This window comes from Hyphomonas sp., from assembly GCF_041398465.1.
Lineage (GTDB): Bacteria > Pseudomonadota > Alphaproteobacteria > Caulobacterales > Hyphomonadaceae > Hyphomonas.
Map to the genome: position 1 here is coordinate 454,523 of NZ_JAWKUS010000003.1, position 25,537 is coordinate 480,059.

The window sequence follows — 25,537 nt, forward strand, 5'->3', positions numbered from 1 at the left end:
TGTCGGCACCCCATCTCTCCCGTATCCCGAAATCCGAGAGTGAGGCGGCCCGTTTGGCGCTATTCCTGTTCCTTTGCAGCCTGGTCGTCTTTACCAGCTTTGCCATGATGCCGCTGGCGCGCCGTGCGGGTGCACCTTTCCTGCTCCTGGCCCTGCTCATCGGCATGCTGCTCGGAGAGGATGGTCCCGGCGGGATACAGTTCAGCAATTTCAGCCTGGCCTTTGACCTGGGCAGCGTGGCACTCGCGGTCATCCTGTTTGCCGGCGGGCTGGAGGCCGAGCGCTCGGTCTTCCGCACAGCGGGCATTCCGGCTGTCAGCCTGGCCACACTCGGTGTGCTGATCACAGGCGCTGTGACCGGGATCGCCGCCACCTTCATCCTGAACCTGCCCTGGCTGCAGGGCCTGCTGCTGGGCGCCGCCGTTGCCTCGACCGATGCCGCAGCGACGTTCCTGCTGGTCCAGCAGAGCGGCGTGAACCTGCGCCAGAAACTGCGGGACACGCTAATGCTGGAATCCGGGATCAACGACCCGATGGCCATCTTCCTCACCGTCTCCCTCACCATGCTGGTCGCGGCCCAGCCTGCGGGCGCGGCAACGGACCTTGCGGGCTTTGCCCTCTTCCTTGCCCAGCAGGCCGGGATCGGCCTTGTGGCCGGGCTTGGTGGCGGACGACTGCTCGCCTGGCTGACGGACCGGCTGAGCCTGCCCATGGGCACTTATCCGGCGATGACCCTTTCCGGCGCGCTGACCATCTATGCGGGCACCACACTTCTGGGCGGCAGCGGCTTCCTGGCGGTCTATCTCGCCGGGTTCATGCTGAAGGCCTATCTGCGCCGTCCGATCGACCGGATCGAGGATTTCAACGAGGCTTTCCAGTGGCTGTGCCAGATGGTGCTCTTCCTGATGCTGGGCCTTTTGGTGACGCCGAGCGCACTGCTGAAGGATTTCTGGCCGGCGATTGCCTGCGCTGGGGTTCTCATGCTGGTTGCCCGCCCGCTGGCCGTGTTCGCCAGCGTGGGCTGGATGGGCTTTTCGCTGAAGGAAAACATTTTCCTCAGCTGGGTCGGCCTGCGCGGGGCCGTTCCCGTGCTGCTGGCCATCTACCCCGTCATTGCGCCCGGGCCGGTGACAGTCGGCTTTTTCAACATCGTCTTCGTCATCGTCACGGTGTCCCTGATTGCGCAGGGCTGGACGATTTCACAGGCGGCGCGCTGGCTGAAGCTCGGCGATGTACCGGAGCCCCAGACAGCACAGGCTGAGCCTGCCCGGACCTAGCCGATCCGCGCTTCGAGATCTTCCAGGAAGAGTTTCACCCGCTTGGCATTGGCGCCAAGATCCGACAGGCCGACGCGGCTGACGGAGCGGACGTCGATGCGGGATCCGCTTTCACCTTCTGGCAGCACACGGATCATGATGTCATCCTTGAACTCGAACCAGAAGGAGGTTTCCGTCGCCTCGATACGGCCTTCTTCAGGTTCGGCGGTGACAATCGTCCAGCCTTTGGCATTCACCGTATCGAGCGCGGCCTGGTAAGCCATATCGAATGGAACGGATGGCAGGACCAGCGTTTCCAGATGCGGATACGGCGCGGAGACTTCCTTCTTCTGGCGCTCCGGATTGAACTCCGCCTCTTCCTGCACTTCGGAAACGAGGCGGCCTTCCATGCCGGGCCAGCTGCCCTTGGCCCGGTCGCTGATCACCGGGGCTTCCTCGATCTCATTCCCGGCATCTGTCGACGCACGGGCGGAGAGGAGCGCCGCGGTGGGCATGATCGGATGGGTCCAGTCGGTCTGGATATCGTGCAGCGGCGGCAGGCGTTTCGCATTTTCCTTCGTCGCATAGAGCCGCCCCATGGAGAGGCCCGAGACGAGCAAGGCTGCCAGCGCCAGCATGAAGGGCCTTTTGCGCGGGGCCATCACCAGCGACACGATGATCGCGAGCGCCGAAATGGCCAGTGCCGACATGACGATCTTCGGGCCCCAGCCCATGGCCAGCTTGCTGAAGCCGACCCGCCACCCCCAGAGGCCGAGCTTTGTGCCCCCGGCGGCGATGAAGAACCACAAGGCGCCGAAGACCGCAAAGGCCAGCGCAAAAGCCGAAAACCGGCCGCGCCAGCCGCCATTCTCGTCCGTATTGGTCATGGGGGACCCTCCCTGCTATTGTGCTGAGGCATAGCCTGCCCCGGCCCGCTTGTCGCCCCTTCAGGATCAAGAGTGCGTGATCCGGCCGTAACGCTTTGAGCAGCAGTTTTGCCCGGAAACGCCCCTGGCGCTCCGGCAAATGAACCTGATTGTGGGTGAGGTCAGCTGGAATCCGGCCAGCTTTTCAGCGCCTCGATCAGCTGCGCGGTCAGCCCGCCGGAAACGAGGGCGATGGCCGCGGGCATGCGGTGCGTATTCGGGATGGGCGGCACATGCGGCCGGGCTTCACCGGCGGCCTGCCAGCGCTGGATGGTGCGGGCGAGGCAGCGCGCGCGGCGCTTATGGTGTTTCATCGTGTCCAACATGGCCTGCCAGCGGGCGATCAGCGGCGCGGCGGGCACAGGTCCGCGCATAGGGGCAACCACCGGCCCTTTCAGGAAATGCGGGCACGGGCGTGATGGCGCGGGCACCATGGTGAAGACATAGCGGTAGTCCGCATCCGGTTTCTTCGGCTCGTAATAATTGCTGCCGATGCGCGGCTTCAGAGGTGCCAGCTCCATCCGCAGTGCCACCAGGAAGATCAGACGGCGGAGCAGCACAGCGAGGCGCTTCAGCTCCGCCCGCACCTTCCGGTTCACCGATTTCGCAATCGTCTCAGGCGTCTTGAACAGATCCACGTTCACGCCCGCTTCCGCAATGGCGCGGGCGATCGTGTAAAAGGCCTGAGAGAAGAAATCAGTGCGGTCTGTCATGGCGCGGAGCGTGCCATGGGGACCTATCCGGGAGGATAGAGGCAGCCGTTTTCCGCGTGCTGTGTAATAGGTCCGGGCGCGAGATGGTGGGTATCGCGCCGCTCAATCCACCCTGCCTTGCTGTTAGCTGTGAGAATTTTTCGCCGCCAACTCAAGCTCAGATATTCACAAATCGAGAAGGGTAATCGTGGCGAAGATGTCGAGTTTGATTATGTTCGACCAGTGCTCAACCGGAACCGCGTTTATCTGGCTTCCTTGAATATAGGGTTTATGAATACTTTGTATCCCCTGATAAAAGAGCGAACCAATAACCATATCATCGACGTTTATTCTCCGCACGCTCGTCGGATCGTCCGAGTTGAGGAGTTCAACACTTATCGCCGGCGGAACGGGCGGTTGATTGGGAAAATTCTCTTCGCTTTGTCCCAGATCCAGAGCAAATTTCAGTAGAACGTCGGTTCCCTCAATCTTCCTGGAAAGAGGTGACTTGCCACTAAGCAGCATTTCCCCCCCCGGCTTGAATCCCATCCGCTGACCGATCTCCTTTATGTAATGGCCCATCTCTTTTTTCTTGAAGACGATGCCCACGTCCGTCTCTGGAAGCAGATGAAGTTCCGAAAGTTTTTGCTCTTCAATCGGCCCGTAGAGGCGTTTATGCGTTTCTTGCCATCCAAGAGAGCGTTCTCTCCGACGAAACTGAAACAGGTAATCATAATAAGGTTGAGTGGCGGGGACGCTGGGTTTTTGGTCAATCCAATTTGCAATTCTTGCGATAGCTCTAGAGTCGGATTCTTTCAGAAATTCCTCCGCGCTAAACGCGTTCTCGCAAAGCTCGCTCGCAATCTGGGCATGAAGATCTATCACGCCAAATCCCATGTTCCTGAACTTCGCGCGCAGCAAATCGGGACGTTTCCAAAATCTTAAATCAATAAAACTGCTCAACCCTATGCCTCCATATCTCTAACCAAATTTCGGAATTTTTTTGCCCCCCAGGGATGGGAATAGGGACAGGTACATCGTTTTTGGGATTTATGTATTTATCCAAAGGATTTGGAGCGGGGACATAGAACGGGTTTCGATATTGAGGACGGACAACGTCATAGACGATGACTCCACCTCTAGAATAGGAGAACGTGTAAGCAAGCGTAGGGTGGGTTGAGGCGAAGCCGATACCCACCAGCTGTGCCGGCATCCTAAAACATGTTTGTGGTGCGCCCCGCATGACTTGCCATGACCATACCGGACTATACCGGATCATGAGCGGTTTACGGCAGGGCGGAAGCTGAACTCCCCGCCCCCGCCCCCGCCCCGTAAATCTCCGGAATTGCGGGAAGGGCATTTCTCTGAGACATTGAAAGAAACAGAGGAGGTATTATTATGCGCAAACTGAGTATCATTCTCATTCCGCTGGCCCTTGCCGGGTGTGAGGGGATGGAAGTCCGGGAGTCACAAAAGGCCCCGCTGTCGCAGCAAATCTCGGAAGGGCGCGGTGTCGCCTCTGCCGTCTGCGCCAATTGCCATGGCCTCGACCAGCAGGATGCCCTGCGCGCCGATACGCCGGCCCTGCGTCATGTGCTGAACAATTACGATGCCGACACGCTGCATGAGAATTTCGAGGAAGGCCTGAAAGTGGGCCACCCGGACATGCCGCAATTCCATTTCGGCCCGCTGGGCGCAGATGTGCTGCTGACCTACCTGAAGAGCATTCAGGAGCCGCAGCCGGCCGAAGGCTGATGCCCTGACCGCAAGGTGCCCTGCGTAATTTTCACCGATTGCGCACAGGGCCGCATCGGGTGATCATCAGGGCCATGTTCCGAAAAGGAGAGCGCCATGCGCCGCCTGATGATTGCCCTTGTGCCCCTCGCCCTGGCGGCCTGCGCCCAGACCCCGCCGGGCGTGACCGAAGAGATTGAAGGGATCGAAGTCTCGCCGGAAGAAAATCTCGGCCTGACTGGCCTGCCCCTGGCCGAGGAAATCGAGCTTGGCCGCCAGATCGCGTCATCCCAGTGCGCCGACTGCCATGGCCTCGACAAGGAAGACTCCCGGCGGCCGGAAGCCCCGGCGCTGCGCCACGTGCTGGCCGACTATGATGGCGACGCCCTGGCAGAAGATTTCCGCGACGGACTGAAAGTCGGCCACCCGGAAATGCCGCAATTCCAGTTCGGGCCGAAAAGCACCGACCTGTTGCTGAGCTACCTGATCAGCATTCAGGAAGCAGACCCAGCTATTCACGTCTCCGACGAGGGCTGAGACCAGCGCGGCGGTACGCCTTACCTCGTCTGGCCGCCATCCACTGGCAGCACGGCGCCGGCGATGAAACTGGCAAGCGGACTCAGCAGGTAGGCGGCGGCGGAGCCGATTTCGTCCGGCCGGCCGAAACGCTGCAGCGGCACTTCACGGCGGATCCAGCGGGTCCACGCATCGCCGCGCGGCCCGGTGGAACGCTCTTCCCAATCCCCGCCCGGGAAGATGATGTTGCCGGGGGCAATCGCGTTGACGCGCACGCCGGAGGGGCCTGCGATACGGGCCAGTTCCTTGGCGAGATGGTTCATCGCCGCCTTCGACGTGCCATAGGTGACCGGCGTGCCAAGCGCGCCGAGCCCGGCAATGGACGAGATCATCAGGATCGAGCCTTCGCCGCGCGGCTCCATCTTGCGCAGGCTGGAGCGGGCGAGGCGGAAGGCGCTGTCGAGATTCTGCTGCAGGCCCGCCGTCCAGGTATCGTCGTCCACCTCATATCCGGGCGGACACGGATGAAGCCCGACATTGGCCACCGCGCCCCAGAGGGGATCGAACTCATGCTCGATCGCCTCGACCATGTCGTCGATGGTGCGGCTGTCGCGCAGATCCCCTGCCCGGGCCCAGACGCGATGCTCGCCATATTCGGCCGCGAGGCGGGCACGCTGGGTTTCCAGCGCCTCTTCCCCGCGTGCCGCCATGGCAACCTTTGCGCCTTCGGCCAGCAGGGCCTCGACGATGCCAAGGCCGATGCCGCGGCTCGCGCCGGCGACAAAGACCACTTTATCCTTCAGGCCGAGATCCATCGCGCTTACGCCGTCGGCAGCTTGTAGTCCTTGAACGACTCGCGCAGGGCCAGCTTGTTGATCTTGCCCGTAGCGCCCAGCGGAATGGCATCGACGAAGGCGATATCATCCGGGGTCCACCATTTGGCGATCTTGCCTTCCAGCGCCGCGAAGATTTCTTCCTTGGTCGGATTTTCACCTTCGGCCGGCTGGATGATCAGCAGCGGGCGCTCATCCCATTTCGGGTGATAGACACCGATGGCCGCAGCGTTCGCCACTTTCGGGTGGCCGACAGCGATGTTCTCGATGTCGATGGAGGAGATCCACTCCCCGCCGGACTTGATGACGTCCTTGGCGCGGTCAGTGATCTGCATGGTGCCGTACTGGTCCATGTTCGCCACGTCCCCGGTGTCGAACCAGTCGTTCTCGTCCACCACGGTGCCACCGGCGCCCTTGAAATAGGCCCGGGCAATACCGGGGCCGCGCACGAGGAGACGGCCGGAGGTTTCACCATCCCAGGCAACGTCCTGATGCTCGTCATCGACGATCTTCAGTTCGACGCCGAAAGGCGGTCGGCCCTGCTTCAGCTTCTGCTTCATGCGGGTGTCGATGTCTGCATTCACCATGTGCGGCGGCAGGGTTCCCAGCGTGCCGAGCGGCGAGGTTTCCGTCATGCCCCAAGCGTGGACGACGTCGACTTCATAGTCTTCCTCGAAGGCGCGCAGGATCCGCTCCGGCACGGCCGAACCGCCGATGATGACCTTTTTCAGGTGCGGCAGTTTCAGATCGTTCTGCTGAAGGTGGGTCAGCAGCATCAGCCACACGGTCGGCACGGCGGCGGTGATCGTCACCTTCTCCGTGTCGAGCAGTTCGTAGATCGAGGCGCCATCCATCTGCGCGCCCGGCATCACCATGTTCGCGCCGGTCGCCGGGCAGCTGAAGGTCAGCCCCCAGGCATTGGCGTGGAACATCGGCACCACGGGCAGAACCACATCGTTCGCACCCATGCCGATGGCATCTTTCTGCATGGTGATGAACGTGTGCAGCACGTTGGAACGGTGCGAATAGAGCACGCCTTTCGGGTTGCCCGTCGTGCCGGACGTGTAGCAGAGGCCGCAGGCGGTATCTTCCGGGAAGTCGCCCCAGCGCACATTGGTAGAGCGGCCGTCGATCCAGATGTCGAACGGCACGGCGCCCAGCGTGTTTTCCGGCATCGTGTCGGCACCGGCATAGATGACGAAGGACTTCACCGTCGGGATCTCGTCCTTGATGGTTTCGACAACCGGCAGGAAGCTCTTGTCGAAGATCAGAACCTTGTCTTCGGCATGGTTGATGATCCAGGCGATCTGTTCCGGGTGGAGGCGCGGGTTGACCGTGTGCAGCACGGCACCGATGCCCATGGCGCCATACCAGGAGGCCATGTGACGCTCGGAGTTCCAGCCGAGGGTGGCAACGCGGTCACCAAAGCCGATGCCCTCATCCTTCAGCGCCGTGGAAACCTGTTTCGACATGTCGAACAGGTCAGCATAGGTGATCCGTTCGATGTTGCCTTCCACGCGGCGGGTGATGATTTCGCGGGTCGGGTTGATCCGTTTGGCATGCTCCAGAATCTTGTTCGTGGTAAGTTGCCAGTCCTGCATCAGGCCTTTCATGCCGTATCCTCCTCTTCCGCCGCTTTGGCGTCATTGTCCTGTAACCGAAGTGTGTGTATTCGCGCGGGTGACGCTAGGCAAGGAATTGAGGGTCGCACCATGAAAAGATTTGCATTTTCTGTGATATCTCTTGCAGTTACGGCTTGTGGAGCGCCTCAGGCAAGTGGGCCGGAAGCCGCCGCAGATGCCGCAAGCATTGCCCCCTCTGCGCTCCCTCTACCGGAATATTTTGACTGCCTTCGCGAGAATAAGGGCATGGTCATTGCCGCACACCGCGGCGGGCCGGACACAGGCTTCCCCGAGAATGCCATCGAGACTTTCCAGCATGGCTTCGACCGCGGCATCCGCGTCTTCGAAATCGACATCGCCGAAACCAAAGACGGCGTGCTGACCCTGATGCATGACGACCGCCTGAACCGCACCACGACCGGCAGTGGCTATGTCTCCGACACCGACTGGGAGACGATGAGTGGCCTGGAACTGGAAGACAATGACGGGCGCCGCACCGGCTTCCATCCGCCGAAATTCACCGATGCGCTGCTCTGGGCGAAGAAGACCGGCGCCGTGCTGGAGCTGGACAAGAAGCCGACCACCAGCTTCCGCAACATCGCCGCCGCCGTGAGGGCCGCAGGCGCGGAAGAGAATGTGATCTTCATCTCCTATAATGACGACCAGGCCGCCGAAATTGCCGCCATCGACCCGGGCGTCATGATGACCGCCTCCGCTTTTGGCGACCGCGATGTAGCGAAACTGGAAGACCGGGGCGTCGATGCCACGCGCCTCATCGGCTGGACCGGAACGAATGAACCGAAACCAGCCGCCTGGGCCCGGCTGGAGCAAGTGGGCGTGGAGCCGGCCTTCGGCACGCTGGGCCGGGCTGGCGAACGGCTTGACGATGTCTATCTCGCCGATGGCGACGGCTCGGAATATGACGCCCTCGCCGCCGATGGCCTTGTCCTTCTGGCAACGGACGAGCCCTATCGTGTGGCAGACCTGATCGAAGCCGACGATATCGGCCGCGAGGCCTGCGGGCGCTAGCCCCCCTCCGTCAGCCGGCTTCGCCGTCTGCCACCTCCCCCGCTTCGCAGGGGAGGATAGGCCTGACGCATGCACTGCACTTCATCCTCCACCGCTTGCGGGGGAGGTGCTGAGCGCAGCGAAGCGGAGGGGGCCTGCTGACTCTCTCTGGCGCTAGGCCTTCGCCGCCACCGCGCGCTGCCACAGGACGAAGATCACCGGCACGACAAGCTCAATGCCCATGCCGACGACGAGGTCCTGCGAGGGCGCGCCCAGCGTCATGTAGGAAACGACACGGCCGAGACCGCCAATGAAGATGGCCGCGCTGACCAGCAGCATCGTGTGGCCATGCTTTTCAATGGCCGGAATGATGGACCAGATCATGAAGCTGACAACCAGGTACATGCCCGAAAAGTACCGGTACTGATTGTCGAGATCGACGGTGACACCCTCCGGCGACAGGCGCCCTGCCCCGGCCAGGAACCCAAGCAGCGCAAACGCCACGGGAATGAGTGAAAAGACGCCGAGCGCGATCTGCAAGCCACGTTTCATGAAATACCTCCCCTGATGCGCGGCCAGGTATTGCCACGCGACATGCCAATAGATAGCCGCCACTACACCCGCATGGCAATGATTGACGTTGCGTCCCGGAAGGATTATGTGACGCGCAGGTTCAGGACACCTGCCGCTCGCGAGACACCTGTCTTACGGTGAAGATCCTCCGGTGCAAAAGCACCGCGACATGCGAAAGACGGAACACCGGTCCATCCGGCAGTCCCGCGGCAAGGCGAGCCCCGCTGAAAAGCGACTGCCCGGACAAGGATGATTCCGATGTCTTACATATCGATCTCAAATCGCGACCAGGCCAAGGCCCGTGCGCGTGAATTGCGGGCGGAACTGGCAGCAGCCGGTGCGCCCATCTCTCATTCCGAAGCGCTGGAACATGTCGCGAAGGAACTTGGCTACCGCGACTGGAACACGGCTTCAGCCCGCCTGTCGAACATGCCGGAAGTGTTGCTGCAGGTCGGCGACCAGGTGGCGGGCCGTTACCTGAAGCAGGCCTTCGATGGCCGCGTGCTGGCGGTGCGCGAAATGGCGGGCGGCTCGGCTTTCGAGGTGACGCTGGAGTTCGACGCCCCGGTCGACGTGGTCGAGTTCGAGAGCTTCTCGGCCTTCCGTAAACGGGTCACGGCGACGGTCTCCTCGGCTGGCGTTTCGTTCTCGAAGACAAGCGATGGCGTGCCACATCTCGTGGTGGAACGCACTTCGATCGGTCTGGTCTGATGGTTTATCTGGCTCCGACACAGGAACTCGGCCGGCGCTTCGTGATGCGGGGACTGACCGGGAATGTCATCATGCTGAACCTGATCCGCCTGCGGACAGTGGCTGATTATTCGGACTTTCCGGACCTCGCGCCGGAAAATCCGGTCAGCGGGCGGGCGGCGTATGATCTCTATATCGAACATACGCTGCCCTACCTTGAGAAAAGCGGCGGCCGGCTGGACTTCCTCGCCGAAGGCGGCAGCTGGCTGATCGGCCCGGAAGACGAACGCTGGGACCTTGCCCTGCTGGTACGCCAGAAGGACATGGAAACCTTCTTCGGCTTCGAACAGGACCCGGATTACATGAAGATCCTGGGTCACCGCACCGCGGCGGTCGAGGATTCACGGTTGCTGCCGCTGGCGGAACGTCCGCCGGACCAGTGCTGATGCTTCAGTCCTGATACGTCAGGGGTAAAGACGCCCGGTTTCCCAGCCCTCGCCTTTCCGCGTGAATTTCAGGCGGTCATGCATGCGGAAGGCCTGGTCCTGCCAGAACTCGATCTCGGTCGGGGTCAGGCGGAAGCCGCCCCAGAATTCGGGACGCGGAATGTCCGGCCCGTCGCCATAGATTTCCGAGAGCTCAGCAATGCGCTGCTCGAAGGCGGCGCGGTCGGCCAGCGGGCGTGACTGGTCTGACGCGATGGCGCTGATACGGCTCTGCGCGGCGCGGGTGCCGAAATATTCGTCGGCCTCGGCATCGGTCACACGGGAAACCGTGCCCCGGATGCGGACCTGACGGCGCAGGCTTTTCCAGTGGAAGCCGAGCGCGGCGACCGGGTTTGCCTTCAGCTGCTGACCCTTGTTGCTCTCCAGATTGGTGAAGAAGACGAAGCCCGCAGGCGTCACTTCCTTCAGCAGAACGATGCGCACATCCGGCATGCCGCCGGCATCGACCGTGGCGAGCGACATGGCGTTGGAGTCATTCAGCTCCTTCGCGCGGGCCTCGGCCATCCAGTCATTGAACAGGGCGAACGGGTCCGCCGCGTTCGGGATCAGCGGCTTGCCCGTCGGGTCAGTCGCATAATCGGCAGCTGTCGGGCTGGGCGGAATGATGGCCTTGTCGGTGGGGCTGGTCATGCGGGAATATCCCTTTGTGGCGGCCTTTTACGGTCTGAATCTGTCGCCGATATAGGCCATCCGGGACGGAATGCCCACTGTGACACCTACGTATATGGGTGCTTCCCGATCCTGCCACCTGCGGCATCGGCGCAGCACGGCTTGCCCTCGGGCAACAAATTCGCCATGTGGAGGCCACAGAATTCAGCTCTGCAAGAAGGACCTCCCTCGTGAAACAGCCTGTCAAAGTTGCCGTCACCGGTGCCGCTGGCCAGATCGGTTACGCCCTCCTCTTCCGTATCGCTGCTGGCGACATGCTGGGGCCAGACCAGCCGGTTGACCTTCACCTGCTGGAAATCACCCCGGCGCTCGGCGCCCTGAACGGCGTCGTGATGGAACTCAACGACTGCGCCTTCCCGCTGCTGAACAACATCGTCGCCACCGACGATCCGAATGTTGCCTTCAAGGACGCGGACTTCTGCCTCCTCGTCGGCGCCATGCCGCGCAAAGAGGGCATGGAACGCAAGGACCTCCTGTCGGCAAACGGCGGCATCTTCGGCCCGCAGGGCAAGGCGATCAACGATCACGCCTCCCGCGATGTGAAAGTGCTCGTCGTCGGCAACCCGGCGAACACCAACGCCCTGATCGCCCAGCAGAACGCCCCGGATCTTGATCCGAAATGCTTCACCGCCATGGTCCGCCTGGACCACAACCGCGCGATGAGCCAGCTGGCCGAGAAGACCGGCACGCACAACACCGACGTCAAGAACATCGTGATCTGGGGCAACCACTCGGCCACCCAGTATCCGGACATCCATCACGCCACCGTCAAAGGCGAAGCCGCCAAGCCGATGGTCGACGATGCCTGGTACACCGGCACCTTCATCCCCGACGTTCAGCAGCGCGGCGCGGCGATCATCAAGGCGCGCGGCGCCTCCTCTGCTGCTTCGGCTGCCTCGGCCGCCATCGACCACATGCGCAGCTGGGCCCTCGGCACGCCGGAAGGCGAATGGGTGTCCATGGGCATCCCGTCGGACGGCTCCTACGGCATCAAACCGGGCGTGATCTACGGCTATCCGTGCACCTGCAAGGACGGCAAGTACGAGATCGTGCAGGGCCTCGAGATCAACGACTTCTCGCGCGCCAAGATGGACGCCACCGACGCCGAACTGCGTGAAGAACGCGCCGCCGTCGAGCACCTGTTCAGCTAAGCGCTGACAGGCCTTCAAGGGCAGCCATGTCTCACAACACGTTCGGCCACCTTTTCCGTGTGACGACCTGGGGCGAAAGCCACGGGCCGGCCCTCGGATGCGTGGTCGATGGCTGCCCGCCCGGCCTGCCGCTGGATGAAGCCTTCATCCAGCAATTCCTGGACAAACGCCGCCCCGGCACGTCGCGCTTCGTCACGCAGCGCCAGGAGCCGGACGCGGTGAAAATCCTCTCCGGTGTCTTCGAAGACGACCGCACAGGTGGGCCCGTCACCACGGGCACGCCCATCTCGCTGATGATCGAGAACACCGACCAGCGCTCAAAAGACTATGGCGAGATCCGCGACCGGTACCGCCCGGGCCATGCCGACTATCCCTATGACGCCAAATATGGCGTGCGCGACTATCGCGGCGGCGGACGGTCCTCGGCGCGTGAAACCGCTGCACGCGTCGCGGCTGGCGCCGTGGCGCGGCGCGCGCTGGGTGACGGCATCGTGATCCGCGGCGCTGTCGTGCAGATCGGCCCGCATGCCATCAACCGGGACAACTGGAACTGGGACATTGTCGAGGAGAATCCCTTCTGGTGCCCGGACGCGGACATGGTGCCCAAATGGGAAGAGTTCCTGGACGCCACCCGCAAGGCAGGCAGCTCAACAGGCGCCGTGGTTGAGGTGCAGGCCAGCGGCGTGCCCGCTGGCTGGGGCGCGCCCATCTATGGCAAGCTGGACGGTGAACTCGCGGGCGCGATGATGAGCATCAATGCCGTCAAAGGCGTCGAGATCGGCGCGGGCTTCGGCGCGGCCAGCCTCTCCGGCGAGGAAAACGCCGATCAGATGCGCGCAGGCAATGACGGCCCCCTCTTCCTGTCGAACAATAATGGCGGTGTGGCTGGCGGCATTTCCACCGGCCAGGACGTAATCGTGCGCATCGCAATCAAGCCGACATCCTCCATCCTGAACGAAGTCCAGTCCGTCACCCGCGACGGCGAGAATGTGGACGTGCGCACCAAGGGCCGCCACGATCCGTGCGTCGGCATCCGCGCCGTGCCCGTGGCTGAAGCCATGATGGCCTGCGTGCTGGCCGACCAGAAACTGCGCCACCGCGGCCAGACCGGGCGCTGAATCCCCTCCTCCCCAAAAAAAGTCCCCGGCGCCGCAGCACCGGGGACAGTGTATTCCCGTTGGAGAGGTGGGAAGCTTAGAATTTCATGACGCCGCCGACGGAGATCACGTCGGCATCGGTGTCGTCGCCTTCGTAACGAGTGACATCGGCGCGCAGGCCGAACTTGTCGTTCAGGAAGACCTTGCCGCCAACGCCATAGGCGAAGCCGTCATCGTCACCCGACGCACCGCCCACACCCGGGACGTCGACATTGTACTCACTGGTGGCGTAACCGGCGCGGGCGAACAGGTCGACACGCTCGGCAACCGGCATCTGGACAACACCGAAGGCTGCCAGCGAATTGTCGAGTTCGACATTGGCAGCGCCGACATCGTCGTCACCGATACCGATCGAGGCTTCACCTTCCACACCGACATGCGGGTTGAAGAAATAGGTACCGCGGGCGGTCAGGGCGTCGAGGTTCGCGCTGTCGGCGTCGAAGTGTGAGTAAGCAGCGCCAAGTTCCACATTACCTTCAGCAAAGGCGGGGGCCACAACGGCGATGGCGGCGAGCGAAGCGAGTGCAAGTTTCATGTTTTTACTCCATTGTCCGCAAGATTGCGTGGCCCTGAATTAGGTCTGCCGCATCCGGAAAACAGCTTACGGAAACACAATCTTCGCATGCTGTGATCTACCTGTGGCTGCGCCACAACACTTTGTGAAACCTCAGTAATTTACTGAATTTTGAGTGGCAGAAACGCGGCGCACGCCTATGCCGCAAGCCTGCCACAATCCGGTCACGCATCAATCACAGGGCTTAATTGCAGGCCTTGTCAGAGAGGGCGCCGCCAGGTGGTGACTTTGGTCAGGAATGCAAGGATTTCGCGCTCTTTGGCAAAGCCCTGCCCTATCGCGGCCGCATCCACATCCCAGGAAAGGTAGGAATTGTAATACGGCTCATGAAAGCCATGCGGGAAATATTCCAGCACGCCGTCAATGCCCTCATAGTCACCGAACTGAACGCTGTCGGCCAGAACGAACAGGCCGCCCGGCTTCAGCACACGGAATACTTCCGCCAGAATGGCCGGGCGCACTTCCGGCGGCAATTCGTGAAACAGGAAGATGGAGACAACAATGTCCCGCGAGTCATCCGGCAACGGCATCGCTTCTGCCGCTTCATGGAAGACCTCTACTTGCGGCCAAGGCGCAAGACGTTTCCGCGCGGCGTCGGTATAGTTCGGGGACAGATCAAGCCCGGCAGCCTGCAGGCGGGGCCAGACATTCATCACCCTCTTTAGGAACCGTCCATTGCCGCAGGCAACGTCCAGCAGGGACACGCCGCGTTGATCCCGCCCTTTCAGTTCGCGCGCGATTTCCGCCAGCGCCGCGCGGCGCATCGCGTCCGCCGTCCCGGTGAAAAGAGCTTCGACCTGCGTGTCATAAAGCTCCGCGCTCTCATCGCTGAACCATCCGCCGGACTGGTAATGGAAATTCTGGCGGTAATAGTCGGGGTAGCGGTTGGAGCCTTCCGGCAGCGTCGCCTGGACTTCGGTGGCATTGCGGGCCTGACGCCGCCGCTCAACCGCCTCGACATCCGCCTGGAACGCGCGGGCAGATTTCAAGGCATTGGGAAGGTGAGCGATGCTCACATCGCGCGGCGGCGGATAGAGCCCTGCCTCCACATTGCGCCGGTCCTGCAGGAAAAGGTCGAAATAGGCCTTGCGGAGCTGCGCCATGTCCGGCTTGCCGCGTGTGGGAGTGAAATCCGGGTCATCCGGCCGGTAAAAGCCGGTCGTGCGCGACTTGGCCGCCCGCATCTGCGCGGCATACCAGGCCGAGCGCATGCCCTGCGCCGCCGCGTAACGGGCGCGTCCTGCTGCAAGGGCGGCACGGTCGAAAAGTCCCATGGCATGAATATGTGACCACTGCAGGCGCACGTCCAGACTTTGGGCCGCCTTCAGGTCCGGTTCAGGTTGGCTTTGCCACTCTGCCGCTCAGACTGGTGGTTCTGCGGCCACCGGAATAGGAGAAAACGAGATGGTGAAGTCTCTTCTGATTGGCGGAATCGCCCTGACGGCCATGGTTGCCGCCCCGCTTGCCGCTTCTGCGCAGGCCTATGGCTATGGCACGCCCTACAATTCGGCCTGCGAACGCCAGAACAAGGACAACAAGACAGCCGGCACGGTGATCGGCGCCATTGTCGGCGCAGCAGCTGGTGGCGCGATCGGCAACAATGTCGGCGATAATGACAGCCGCTGGCACTATAACCGCTATGGCCGTCATGGCCGCTACGGCTATTGGGACAAGGGCAACAATGACGGCGAAGTGGTCGCCGGTGCCCTGCTCGGCGCAATCGTCGGCGGCGTGGCGGGCAATGCAATGGCCTCCAACAGCGCCACACCCTGCCAGACGGCAACGCCCTATGGCGGCAGCTTCCGCGCAGACTACGGGGCTTACCCCTATGTCTCATCGCAATATTCCGGCAGCTCGATCCCGCAGACCACGCAGGGCCTTTATGGCAGCCCGCAGGACCTGCGCAGCCATCCGGGCCGCGCGGCAACGCCCGCTCCGGTCAGCTATCCGGCCTATCCAAGCTATCCGGAAACCCCTGCCCCGCGCGCGTCCGCCCCGGCCCCTCAGCCTGAGGAATGCCGCACCGTTTGGCGCGAAGTCACCCTGCCGGACGGACAAGTGGTCCGCGATCCGGCCACGGCCTGCCGCGAGGGCTATAATGGGGCGTGGGAAATCGTCGGCGAAGACGAGCTCTACGGCGGCTATTAAGCCTTCACCGCATGGAACAGGCGTTCGGCATTGCCGTCGCCGCCGGAAATCGGGCTGGCCGTCCAGGCATGGATGGGCCAGCCTTTTTCTTTCATCCAGGCTTCAAACCGCACCGCCGCAGCATCGGCGGCGGCAAGGTCGGTGACGATACCGCCCTTGCCGACATGATCGCGGCCGACCTGGAACTGCGGCTTGAACAGACCAACGAAATCCGCCCCCGGTGCAGCGAGCGACAGCGGCACCTCCAGCAACTTCTCCAGCGAGATGAAACTCGCATCACAAACCAGAAGCGTCGGGGCCTCCGGCAGTCTGTCTGGGGTCAGGCTGCGCGCGTCGGTGGCTTCCAGATTGGTGACACGCGGGTCGGCCGCGATCCGCGGATGCAGCTGCCCGCGCCCGACATCCACGGCGGTCACATGCCGGGCGCCGTTCAGCAGAAGCACTTCAGTGAAGCCGCCGGTCGAGGCACCGATGTCCAGACATGCCTGCCCTGCAGGGTCGATACCGAATGCCTCCAGCCCGTGCGCCAGTTTCAACCCGCCCCGCGAAACATAAGGGTGCGCCGGGTCGGCCTCGATCACGGCATCGGCCGAGATGTCCTGCGCGGGCTTGGTCACCTGCACGCCATCTGCGCGCACAAGGCCCGCTTCAATGGCAGCGCGGGCACTGGCGCGGCTTTCGAACAGGCCAAGTGTCACAAGGAGGCGATCTGCACGATCTTTCATGGAACGGGCTTTCCTGACACGCGTTGCAAACATGCTATAGCAAAGACCCGCAAAGAGGAGACTCCCCATGATCAGCCGCATAGCCCTACTCGGATCTGCCATCGCCCTCGGCGCCTGCGCCAGCGTTGCACAAGCCACACCTCAGGAAGCAGCCCCGCCTGCAACCACGGAAGACGCATCTCCAGCCATGCCGATGGACATGCCGGGTCATGAAGGCATGATGGACCATCAGGGCATGATGCCGGATATGCCCGGCCCGGACGAAGGCGTCTTCCCGAGCATGGCGCACGGCACGGCCGACATGATCGGTCTCGAAGGCCAGAGCATCGGGTCCGCCAACCTGCTTGACGGCCCGAACGGGCTGATGATCCGCGTCGAACTGGCGCCCGGAAGCCTGACACCCGGCTGGCACGGTATCCACCTCCACGCGACCGGCGACTGTTCAGACATCGGCATGTACAAGATGTCCGGCGGCCATGTCGGCAAGATGGAAGGCGGCCACGGCCTGCTGAACCCCAAGGGCCCGGAAAATGGCGACCTGCCGAACATCTGGGCCGCCGCCGATGGCTCGGCCGGTTATGAGGCCTTCACCACGCTCGACACGCTGGGTGCCCTCGTCGATGAAGACGGCTCTGCCATCATCATCCATGAAGGCGAAGACGATCACATGACCCAGCCGATCGGCGGCGCCGGTGCCCGGGTTGCCTGCGGCGTGATCAAGTAAGGTCCGCGCTCAATCTGCGGAGCGTGTCGGCGCCCATCTTCGCATGACGGGGATGATCGCGCCGGCCCGTCTCCAGCAGGAGGACCCCATACATGACGGCCCAGCCCCGCGCCCGGGCGAGTGTCGCCTCGCTCATGCCATAGGCGTCGATAGCCGCACGCCGGGCGTCGGCAGATTCGAACAGGCCCCAGATGGAGGCGAGGTCACTCGCTGGATCGCCCGCGCAGATGTCCCCCCAATCGATGAACGCGGCAAGTTTCCCATTCCGGACAAGGACGTTTCTTGCATGCACATCGCCCGCCACCCAGAGGCGCGGCAAGTCAATCGGCGCGGCAAGTCCCGCGCCCCATGCCTGCCGGATCTCCGGTGTGATCGCATGCGTTTCCTCGGCAAGCAGAGCCATGCGCCGCTCTATGTCCTCAAGCTTGTTACTGAGCGGACATCCCCGCACATCGCTGGAGGGTGCGTCATCCGGCGCCAGCCGGTGCAAGGCTTTCAGGAAGCCGGCCAGAACCGGGGCCTCTGACACATCTGGCGGGGTAAGATCGGCCGTCTCCCCTTCGATCCATCGCAGTACGCTCCATACATAAGGATATGCGTCCTGCGGCTGGCCCGTGCGCAGAGGCACCGGCACTGGCAACGGTAACCGGGGCGCCAGCTGCGGCAGCCAGCGCTGTTCGTTGCGCAGCAGCTGGTCGGCCACTGTCCGGCGCGGCAGGCGCAGGACGAGATCGTCGCCGAGGCGTACCATCACATTGTCCCACCCCTCCCCGGCGAACCGGACCGGCAGCCCGACAAGGTCAGGGTGCTGCGTCTGCAACAGGTCGCAGACCAGGTCTTCAGTGATGTCGACCTCGGCGGCCGGGGACCCTTGTGTCATTTGTCTGTGCCCTTGCGCTGCCGCCCGCTCCGTTCCACTTTGCCCGGCCATAAAGCAAAAAGAGAATCGGAGCGAAACAAATGGCACGGATTACAAGACGGGGCGTCTTGCTTGGTGGCGCGGCAATGAGCGCTTTGGCCGCCTGCGGCCAGACCGGAACCCAGACGGCACCGGAAGCCGCTGTTGGCACCGCAGCGACACCGGCCGCAGCCCCTGTCTCGCCCGCTTCTTCCGCCCCGGCCGGCTGGATCGACGGCACGGAAATGGCGGCGCGCATTGCCAGCGGAGAAACCACCTCGCTGGCCGAGGTCAACGCTGCCATCGCGCGTACCAATGCCGTGAATGGCCAGCTGAATGCCATTGCTTCCGAAATCTTCGACACCGCCCGCGCCGAAGCGGGCCATACGCCTGCCGGACCGTTCCAGGGCGTCCCGACCTTCATCAAGGACCTGCACAACTGGAATGGCGCTGAGACCTGGTATGGCAGCCGGGCCTTCAAGGGCTACAACCCTGGCAAGGACGATCCCCTGCCCGCCAAATGGCGCGCCGAAGGCGTGGTCGTGCTGGGCAAGTCCACCTCCCCGGAAATGGGCCTGATGGCGTCCAGCGAGGCGCTGGTGACCGGCGAGACCTGCAATCCGTGGGATACGACCCGCATCGTCGGCGGCTCGTCCGGCGGTGCTGCGGCGCTTGTTGCCGCACGCGTGGTACCGTTTGCCCATGCCAGCGATGGCGGCGGCTCCATCCGTATCCCGGCCAGCACCTGCGGCGTCTTCGGCCTGAAGCCGTCCCGCGGCCAGCTGCCCGCCCATGGGCCGGAAGCCCCACCAGTGGACATTTCCGTCCAGCACGCCGTCACGATTTCCGTGCGCGACTCCATCAACCTGTTCCGGGACACGCAGGTGAATGATGGCACCTATGCGCCGCTCGCCGCAGACCTGAAGCCTGTCGGCCGCCGCCTGAAAATCGGGTTCACTACCGACGCCTATGCCGGCACGCCGGTTGCGCCGGAGACGAAAGCCGCGCTGGAAGATGTGGCCAAACTCTGCACCGATCTCGGACATGAAGTCGTCGCCTGGAAAGCGCCTTTCTCCGGTGCCGAATTCATCGATCACTTCCTGCTCTACTGGGCAGCCGGCGCTGCCGAATTCGCCCAGCAGGCGAGCGATTTTTCCGGCAAGCCCGTCGGCCCGGACATTGTCGAACCCTGGACGCTGGGCCTGACGAACATGTTCCTGTCCCGCAAGGACGAGATGGACGAGACCGTTGCCTGGCTGAAGAATTTCGAGTCCGTGTACGACAGCGGTTTCGCAGACGTCGATGTCCTGCTGACCCCGACGACCGGCAGCCCGGCCGTCAAACTTGGTGAGCAGGCCCCGACAGTCGATTACGAAATCCTGTATGACCGCATCATCACCTTTGCGGCCTTTACCGCACCGATGAACGTGGCGGGTGCCGCCTCGATGAGTGTGCCGCTGGCATGGACCGAGGGCGGCCTCCCGGTCGGTGCCATGTTCTCCGGCAAGCGCGGCGACGACCAGCTGCTGTTCGAACTGGCGCTGGAACTTGAGCAGGCTCGTCCGTGGGCTGGCAAAGTTCCCCCGGTGTCCGCGTTCTAAAGGGAGACAGCGGTGGAGCCCGGAAACAATGAACCGCTTCTGTTCGGCTTCGGTTTCAACGAGGCCGGGCTCCCGACGCCCCTGACCTGGGACGATGTGCTGGAGGGCAAGCTGGCTGCGTTCAAGCGCGCCTGGCTCCACCTCGACCGGCAGTCCGCCCAGGCTCAGGGCTGGCTTTACCGCAAGAGCGGCCTGGACAGGGTGACGGTTCAGGCCCTTTTGCAGGAAGAAACCCGCCCGCGGGCCGCACGCCATGGGCACGGCTACCTGATCAATCTGCGCGGGCCCAACCTCAATGAAGGCGCCGATGTCGAGGACCTCGTCACGCTGCGGATGTGGGCGGGCGAAAATCTGCTTATCACCTTGCGGGCACGGCCTGTCCGGTCCGCCAGCGATGTCCGCAAACTGGTGGAAGACGGCGACATTCCGACCTCGACCGGCGCGCTTGTGGCCAGTATCGCCGACCGGCTGACCGACCGTATGGAAACCGTGCTGGACGAATTCGATGACGAAGCCGACCGGTATGAAGATGAACTGCTGGACCCGAGGGTCAACCTCGACCGCTCCGTCCTGCCGGAGTTCCGCCGCCGCATCCTGCAGGTGCGCCGCCACATCACGCCGCAGCGGGAAGCCCTGAACACGCTGGTGCGCGATGGCGGCCAGTCTGGCCTGTTCTCCGACACGGACCTTCTCTATCTGCGCGAAGCCGCCGACCGCATGACCCGCCTGACAGAATTGCTGGAAACCATCCGGGATCGTTCCAGTGTTCTGTATGAAGAGGCGGCTCAGGAGGGTACGGAAGAAACCAATCGCCGCCTGTTCGTGCTGGCGATCCTGTCCGCGATCTTCCTTCCGATCAGTTTTGTGACCGGTCTATTTGGCGTCAATCTGGGCGGTATTCCGGGCTCCGGCAGCCCTGTCGCCTTCCTTACGCTGGTGGCTGCCCTGGCTGCTTCGGTTGTTGTCACACTGGTCCTATTGCGTTGGCAACGCTGGATTTAATCCGCGACGGATTTCCTTTTTCCTTACGTTAGAGATTAACCAACGCTTGCAGCTTGTTGGTAAACTGATCCCGTCTGTTTGCCGTATGGCAAGATGGGGGGTGTTAAGGAAATTTGCGCGCGGCGGTTCTTCATGCGACCTGCCGCCCTATATCTGCTATTCGTCCGCGGGAAGGACATCCTGACGTGAACCGTTCGACTATCATCGCCGCAACGATCCTCGTTGTCATTGTCGCCTATTTCGGGCTGCGCAGCGTGATGCGTGGAAGCATTTCCTCGCACAAGGAAGAAGCCGTGGCGGAACGCACGGATGATATACCGTCTGCCGTGATCCAGGTCCTCAATGCTGAGCCGCACCTGATGCAGATCACCGCCAAGGGCCGGACCGAACCGGACAAGAGCGTCACGGTAAAAGCCGGAACGACCGGCACGGTCGTGTCGACGCCCGCCAAGGAAGGCAGCTTCGTCAAGGCCGGCACCCTGCTTTGCGGCCTCGATGTGGAAGCCCGCTCCGCCCGTGTCAAAGAGGCTGAAGCCCAGCGCGCTTCGGCTGAAGTGAGCTACGAAGCCGCCGCCAGCCTTGCCGAAAAAGGTCTCGGCCCGGTCAATCAGGCAACCGCCGCGAAAGCCCAGCTCGATGCTGCCGAAGCCGCGGTGAACGCAGCGAAAGTGGAACTTGGCAAAACTCAGATCCGCGCGCCGTTCGATGGCATTTTCGAAACACGCCTTGCCGAGGCCGGTGACTTCCTGTCCCCCGGTCAGGCCTGCGGCGTCCTGGTGGACATGGATCCGGTTATCGTCTCGGTGCAGGTTTCCGAAGCCGAAGCGGGCAAACTGAAAACCGGCATGACCGGTGAAACCCTTCTGGCCGATGGCCGCCGCTTCCCGGCTACGCTGCGCTATGTCGCGCGGACTGCCTCCGACACGACGCGGACCTTCCTCGTCGAAGCCAAACTCGACACGGGCGATGAGATCGTGGCGGCAGGTGTGACGTCCCAGCTGGTCCTCCCGGTCGGCGATGTTCAGGCCACGAAGATTTCGGCCGGCCTGCTTACCCTCTCCGATGCCGGCCAACTGGGCGTGCGCTATGTCGATGACACCGACACCGTTCGCTTTGCCCCCGTCAATGTGATCGACGAGACACCGAATGGCACCTGGGTCACCGGCCTGCCGGAGCGGACCAGCATCATTTCACTTGGACAGGATTATCTGTCTGAAGGCGCAAGTGTGAAACCTGTACCCGCCGGCGGGGCCCAGCCATGACGAGCATCGTTGACGGCGCCATCGGCCGGGCACGCATGGTGCTCGCCATCCTGATCTGCGCGGTCATCGCAGGCACCGTCACCTATGTGAAACTGCCGAAAGAAGCGGACCCGGACATTCCGATCCCGTTCGTGGTCATTACCGTGCCGCTGGCCGGTGTGACGCCGGAGGATGCCGAGCGGCTTCTGGTGCGCCCGATCGAGCAGGAAATCCAGTCCATCGAAGGCCTGAAGACCTTCAATGGGTACGGCTCCGAAGGTGCCGGCACGTTGCTGCTGGAATTCGAGATTGATGTCGATGTCGACCAGGCCGTGCTGGACGTCAAAGACAAGGTCGACCTCGCAAAACGCTTCTTCCCGCAGGATGCGCGCGAGCCGGTCATTCAGGAATTCAACGCCTCGCAGTTCCCCGTGATGGTGGTGAACCTCTACGGCGAGGCGCCGGTGCGCGGCCTGAACGACATTGCCGAAAAGCTGCAGGACAAGCTGGAGCGCAATGCCGGCATCCTCGAAGCGCGGATCCAGGGCCAGCGCGAGGATGTGCTGGAGATCGTCATCGATCCGGCAATGCTCGAGACCTACAACATCTCCTATCAGGAGATTTACAACATTGTTTCGTCGAACAATCAGCTGGTTCCGGCTGGTGAAATCGACACGGGCGACGGCAGCTTCGCCGTCAAGGTGCCGGGCCTGATCCGCACCGCCGAAGACGCGCTGAACCTGCCGATCAAGCGCACGGAAAATGCCGTCGTCACGCTGCAGGACGTCGCTGAAATCCGCCGTACCTACAAGGACGCAACGGGCTATGCGACCTTCAACGGCAAACCGGCCATGCTGATTGAAGTGGTCAAACGCTCCGGCGCGAACGTTCTGGATACGGCGAATTTCGTCCGCGACACGATCGCCGAGGAACAGAAGTCCTGGCCCGCAACCGTGCGGGCAACAATCACATCGGATACGTCCGAACAGATCGGCAACCAGCTGGGCCAGCTGCAAAGTTCGATCGTGACAGCGGTGCTGCTGGTGATGATTATTGTCGTCGCCGCGCTCGGCTGGCGCTCTGCCCTTCTGGTCGGCATCTCGATCCCGGCCTCTTTCGTGATGGCCTTCCTGCTGCTCGGCACGTTCGGTTTCACGATCAACATGATGGTCATGTTCGGCATGGTCATCGCCGTCGGTATTCTTGTCGACGGCGCCATCGTCGTCACCGAATATGCCGACCGCAAGATGGCTGAAGGCCTGGAGCGCAAGGACGCCTACGCCATGGCGGGCAAGCGCATGTTCTGGCCGGTCGTCTCCTCCACGCTGACGACGCTGGCGGCTTTCGTGCCGTTCCTGTTCTGGAACTCCATGCCCGGCAAGTTCATGGCCTACCTGCCGCTCACGCTGATCTGCGTTCTGACGGCGTCACTGGTCATGGCGCTGATCTTCCTGCCGGTGCTTGGCTCCGTGATGGGCGCACGCCCGGAAGGTACCGACGCTGACCTTGCTGCCCTTGCCGCTGACGCTGACCCGGAACAGGCCACTGGCTGGCTCGGCACCTATGTGCGGCTGGTCAAGTCGCTGATCGCCCGTCCGTGGATGGTGTCGGGCGTCGCCATCGGTTCGGTGATCCTGATCTTCATGTGGTTCGGCTCGTCCGGCCACCGGTCTGAATTCTTCCTCGACATCGAGCCGGAACAGGCTTTCGTCTTCGTTCAGGCGCAGGGTGCGCTCTCCGCGGAAGAAGAGAAAGAACTTGTGCAGCGCGCCGAACGGGCCGTCGCAGACATTGACGGGGTCGAATCCATTTCGTCACGTTCGGGGTCTTCCGGCGGTAGTGGCGGCGTCAGCTTCGATGGCGCAAACGACCAGCCGCTGGATACAATCGGGCGCCTGCTGCTCGATCTCGCCACCGCCGACGGCACCCATGACGGACGCAAGACACTGGAAGCCGTGCGCGCCCGCTTGCTGCAGGTGCCGGGACTGAAATTCCAGATCCAGGCGCGCGAACAGGGCCCGCCGGCCGGCAAGGACCTGCAGATCGCGCTCCTCTCCGACAATCAGGCAGAGCTGGACGATGCCACCGCCCGTCTTCGCGCCTATATCGATGAGCGCGGCGACCTGCGCGAGATTGACGACACACGGCCCCTGCCCGGCATCGAATACCGCCTTCAGGTCGACCGCGCGGAAGCTGGCAAATACGGCCTCGATGTCGCCCAGATCGGTGCAGCGGTGCAGCTTGTGACGAACGGTATTCTGGTCGGCCGCTACCGTCCGGACGATGCCGATGATGAAGTCGACATTCGGGTCCGTTTCCCGAAAGATGATCGCAGTGCCTCCGCCATCGACACGCTGCGTGTCGCCACCCCGAACGGCAATGTTCCGCTGAACCTGTTTGTGGACCGCATTCCGGCACCACGCGTCAGCCAGATCGAACGCCTGGACGGCAAGCGCGTCTACTATGTGCGCGGCAACGCCAGGGAACAGGGCGCCGGCGCTGCCATCGTTGAAGATGTTCGCAACTGGATCGCTCAGGCCGGTTTCAGCTCCGACGTGGAAGTGCGCTTCGAAGGTGCAGACGAGGACACAAAGGAAGCCAATGCCTTCTTCAGCGGCGCCGCCATGGCTGCCCTGTTCATGATGGCCGTGATCCTCCTATGGGAGTTCAACAATTTCTGGCAGGTCATCCTCACGCTGTCGGCGGTCATCATTTCCACATCCGGCGTTCTGGTCGGCATCCAGCTGGTGCTGCCCTATATGTCGATCCTGATGATCGGTACCGGGATCGTTGCCCTCGCCGGGATCGTGGTGAACAACAATATCGTTCTCATCGACACCTACAACCGGCTTCGCAAGGATGGCCGGACACCAGAAGAAGCCTCCATTGCGACGGCGGCCCAGCGGATCCGCCCTATCCTTCTGACCACCGGCACGACGATTTGCGGCCTGCTGCCGATGGTGTTCGAGATGAGCGTGAATTTCGGTGAAGGCGCCATCAATTTCGGCGGCTCGGAAGCCGAGTGGTGGGTGCAGCTGGCCACAGCGGTTGTCTTCGGCCTCGCCTTCTCAACGATCATGATCCTGCTGGTCACGCCGGTCTGGCTTCTGGTGCCACACCGGACGGGCAAAATGATCCGCCGGATTTCGGCTCGCATTCGCGGCCAGCGCCCAGCAGACGAAGTCCGTCTCCTGCAAAATGGCGAACCGGCCAATGACAAGGCCGAGGACGATAAGTCAGACAGCGCCCTGCCAGCGGCGGAATAGGCCACTTCACAAGCTGAGCGGAAGA

The 25,537-nt window shown here is 62.7% G+C and carries 25 protein-coding genes; 14 read left to right on the plus strand and 11 right to left on the minus strand.

Annotated elements, in window-relative coordinates; genetic code table 11:
- The first annotated feature begins 53 nt into the window (after positions 1 to 53).
- On the plus strand, positions 54 to 1,277 hold the full coding sequence (locus R3C98_RS12625; protein WP_371314436.1) for a potassium/proton antiporter: 1,224 nt from the start codon (positions 54 to 56) through the stop codon (positions 1,275 to 1,277).
- Here the strand turns inward: R3C98_RS12625 and R3C98_RS12630 are convergent.
- From R3C98_RS12630 to R3C98_RS12640, 3 genes are all read right to left on the minus strand, one after another.
- The gene (locus R3C98_RS12630) at positions 1,274 to 2,143 is read right to left on the minus strand and encodes a DUF1499 domain-containing protein (protein ID WP_371314437.1); all 870 of its coding nucleotides are present in this window, start codon (positions 2,141 to 2,143) and stop codon (positions 1,274 to 1,276) included. The genes R3C98_RS12625 and R3C98_RS12630 overlap by 4 nt on opposite strands.
- A gap of 161 nt (positions 2,144 to 2,304) precedes the next feature.
- A complete protein-coding gene (locus R3C98_RS12635; RefSeq protein WP_371314438.1) occupies positions 2,305 to 2,895 on the minus strand; it encodes a hypothetical protein in 591 nt (196 codons plus the stop codon).
- Positions 2,896 to 3,060: 165 nt separating this feature from the next.
- Positions 3,061 to 3,837: a hypothetical protein gene (locus R3C98_RS12640; RefSeq protein ID WP_371314439.1), complete on the minus strand. Its 777-nt coding sequence runs from the start codon at positions 3,835 to 3,837 to the stop codon at positions 3,061 to 3,063.
- Positions 3,838 to 4,272: 435 nt separating this feature from the next.
- Here R3C98_RS12640 and R3C98_RS12645 point away from each other — a divergent pair, with 435 nt between their 5' ends.
- Complete coding sequence (locus R3C98_RS12645; RefSeq protein ID WP_371314440.1) at positions 4,273 to 4,629, plus strand: cytochrome c; 357 nt, start codon at positions 4,273 to 4,275, stop codon at positions 4,627 to 4,629.
- A gap of 96 nt (positions 4,630 to 4,725) precedes the next feature.
- Complete coding sequence (locus R3C98_RS12650) at positions 4,726 to 5,145, plus strand: cytochrome c (RefSeq protein WP_371314441.1); 420 nt, start codon at positions 4,726 to 4,728, stop codon at positions 5,143 to 5,145.
- A gap of 20 nt (positions 5,146 to 5,165) precedes the next feature.
- On the opposite strand, the gene R3C98_RS12655 is transcribed toward R3C98_RS12650, so the two are convergent.
- Both R3C98_RS12655 and R3C98_RS12660 read right to left on the minus strand, forming a co-directional pair.
- Positions 5,166 to 5,939, minus strand: a complete 774-nt coding sequence (locus R3C98_RS12655; RefSeq protein WP_371314442.1) for an SDR family NAD(P)-dependent oxidoreductase — start codon at positions 5,937 to 5,939, stop codon at positions 5,166 to 5,168.
- 5 nt (positions 5,940 to 5,944) lie between these two features.
- Complete coding sequence (locus tag R3C98_RS12660) at positions 5,945 to 7,570, minus strand: long-chain-fatty-acid--CoA ligase (protein ID WP_371314443.1); 1,626 nt, start codon at positions 7,568 to 7,570, stop codon at positions 5,945 to 5,947.
- Between the two features lie 255 nt (positions 7,571 to 7,825).
- Here R3C98_RS12660 and R3C98_RS12665 point away from each other — a divergent pair, with 255 nt between their 5' ends.
- Positions 7,826 to 8,608, plus strand: coding sequence for a glycerophosphodiester phosphodiesterase family protein (locus tag R3C98_RS12665; RefSeq protein ID WP_371314444.1), 783 nt, complete (start codon positions 7,826 to 7,828; stop codon positions 8,606 to 8,608).
- Between the two features lie 153 nt (positions 8,609 to 8,761).
- Here the strand turns inward: R3C98_RS12665 and R3C98_RS12670 are convergent, their stop codons facing one another.
- On the minus strand, positions 8,762 to 9,139 hold the full coding sequence (locus R3C98_RS12670) for a DUF4345 domain-containing protein (protein ID WP_371314445.1): 378 nt from the start codon (positions 9,137 to 9,139) through the stop codon (positions 8,762 to 8,764).
- 279 nt (positions 9,140 to 9,418) lie between these two features.
- On the opposite strand from R3C98_RS12670, the gene R3C98_RS12675 reads away from it, so the two are divergent.
- A complete protein-coding gene (locus R3C98_RS12675; RefSeq protein WP_371314446.1) occupies positions 9,419 to 9,871 on the plus strand; it encodes a glyoxalase superfamily protein in 453 nt (150 codons plus the stop codon).
- The gene (locus tag R3C98_RS12680; RefSeq protein ID WP_371314447.1) at positions 9,871 to 10,296 is read left to right on the plus strand and encodes a DUF1330 domain-containing protein; all 426 of its coding nucleotides are present in this window, start codon (positions 9,871 to 9,873) and stop codon (positions 10,294 to 10,296) included. The genes R3C98_RS12675 and R3C98_RS12680 overlap by 1 nt, the downstream gene beginning before the upstream one ends.
- A gap of 18 nt (positions 10,297 to 10,314) precedes the next feature.
- Here R3C98_RS12680 and pdxH read toward each other — a convergent pair whose 3' ends face one another.
- Entirely contained in the window at positions 10,315 to 10,986 is a 672-nt protein-coding gene (gene pdxH, locus R3C98_RS12685; protein ID WP_371314448.1) for a pyridoxamine 5'-phosphate oxidase, read from the minus strand.
- Between the two features lie 209 nt (positions 10,987 to 11,195).
- On the opposite strand from pdxH, the gene R3C98_RS12690 reads away from it, so the two are divergent.
- Entirely contained in the window at positions 11,196 to 12,176 is a 981-nt protein-coding gene (locus tag R3C98_RS12690; RefSeq protein WP_347448954.1) for a malate dehydrogenase, read from the plus strand.
- Positions 12,177 to 12,202: 26 nt separating this feature from the next.
- A complete protein-coding gene (gene aroC, locus R3C98_RS12695; protein ID WP_371314449.1) occupies positions 12,203 to 13,294 on the plus strand; it encodes a chorismate synthase in 1,092 nt (363 codons plus the stop codon).
- A 76-nt stretch (positions 13,295 to 13,370) separates the two neighbouring features.
- Here the strand turns inward: aroC and R3C98_RS12700 are convergent, their stop codons facing one another.
- Positions 13,371 to 13,868 carry a porin family protein gene (locus R3C98_RS12700; protein ID WP_347448956.1) on the minus strand — a complete coding sequence of 166 codons (498 nt, stop codon included), beginning with the start codon at positions 13,866 to 13,868 and terminating at the stop codon, positions 13,371 to 13,373.
- A gap of 239 nt (positions 13,869 to 14,107) precedes the next feature.
- Positions 14,108 to 15,181 (minus strand): class I SAM-dependent methyltransferase, encoded by a 1,074-nt coding sequence (locus tag R3C98_RS12705; RefSeq protein WP_371314450.1) that lies wholly within the window; start codon positions 15,179 to 15,181, stop codon positions 14,108 to 14,110.
- 130 nt (positions 15,182 to 15,311) lie between these two features.
- Here R3C98_RS12705 and R3C98_RS12710 point away from each other — a divergent pair, with 130 nt between their 5' ends.
- Positions 15,312 to 16,055 carry a glycine zipper domain-containing protein gene (locus R3C98_RS12710; protein ID WP_371314451.1) on the plus strand — a complete coding sequence of 248 codons (744 nt, stop codon included), beginning with the start codon at positions 15,312 to 15,314 and terminating at the stop codon, positions 16,053 to 16,055.
- Here the strand turns inward: R3C98_RS12710 and R3C98_RS12715 are convergent.
- Positions 16,052 to 16,780 (minus strand): TlyA family RNA methyltransferase, encoded by a 729-nt coding sequence (locus tag R3C98_RS12715; protein ID WP_371314453.1) that lies wholly within the window; start codon positions 16,778 to 16,780, stop codon positions 16,052 to 16,054. The two genes, R3C98_RS12710 and R3C98_RS12715, sit on opposite strands and share 4 nt — an antisense overlap.
- Positions 16,781 to 16,847: 67 nt before the next feature.
- Here R3C98_RS12715 and R3C98_RS12720 point away from each other — a divergent pair, with 67 nt between their 5' ends.
- The gene (locus R3C98_RS12720; RefSeq protein WP_371314454.1) at positions 16,848 to 17,504 is read left to right on the plus strand and encodes a superoxide dismutase family protein; all 657 of its coding nucleotides are present in this window, start codon (positions 16,848 to 16,850) and stop codon (positions 17,502 to 17,504) included.
- Here the strand turns inward: R3C98_RS12720 and R3C98_RS12725 are convergent.
- Complete coding sequence (locus R3C98_RS12725) at positions 17,497 to 18,384, minus strand: aminoglycoside phosphotransferase family protein (protein ID WP_371314455.1); 888 nt, start codon at positions 18,382 to 18,384, stop codon at positions 17,497 to 17,499. The two genes, R3C98_RS12720 and R3C98_RS12725, sit on opposite strands and share 8 nt — an antisense overlap.
- An 80-nt stretch (positions 18,385 to 18,464) precedes the next feature.
- On the opposite strand from R3C98_RS12725, the gene R3C98_RS12730 reads away from it, so the two are divergent.
- From R3C98_RS12730 to R3C98_RS12745, 4 genes are all read left to right on the plus strand, one after another.
- A complete protein-coding gene (locus R3C98_RS12730; protein ID WP_371314456.1) occupies positions 18,465 to 20,003 on the plus strand; it encodes an amidase family protein in 1,539 nt (512 codons plus the stop codon).
- Between the two features lie 12 nt (positions 20,004 to 20,015).
- Complete coding sequence (locus tag R3C98_RS12735) at positions 20,016 to 21,005, plus strand: zinc transporter ZntB (RefSeq protein WP_371314457.1); 990 nt, start codon at positions 20,016 to 20,018, stop codon at positions 21,003 to 21,005.
- 185 nt (positions 21,006 to 21,190) lie between these two features.
- On the plus strand, positions 21,191 to 22,267 hold the full coding sequence (locus tag R3C98_RS12740; RefSeq protein ID WP_371314458.1) for an efflux RND transporter periplasmic adaptor subunit: 1,077 nt from the start codon (positions 21,191 to 21,193) through the stop codon (positions 22,265 to 22,267).
- On the plus strand, positions 22,264 to 25,512 hold the full coding sequence (locus tag R3C98_RS12745; RefSeq protein ID WP_371314459.1) for an efflux RND transporter permease subunit: 3,249 nt from the start codon (positions 22,264 to 22,266) through the stop codon (positions 25,510 to 25,512). The genes R3C98_RS12740 and R3C98_RS12745 overlap by 4 nt, the downstream gene beginning before the upstream one ends.
- Positions 25,513 to 25,537 lie beyond the last annotated feature (25 nt).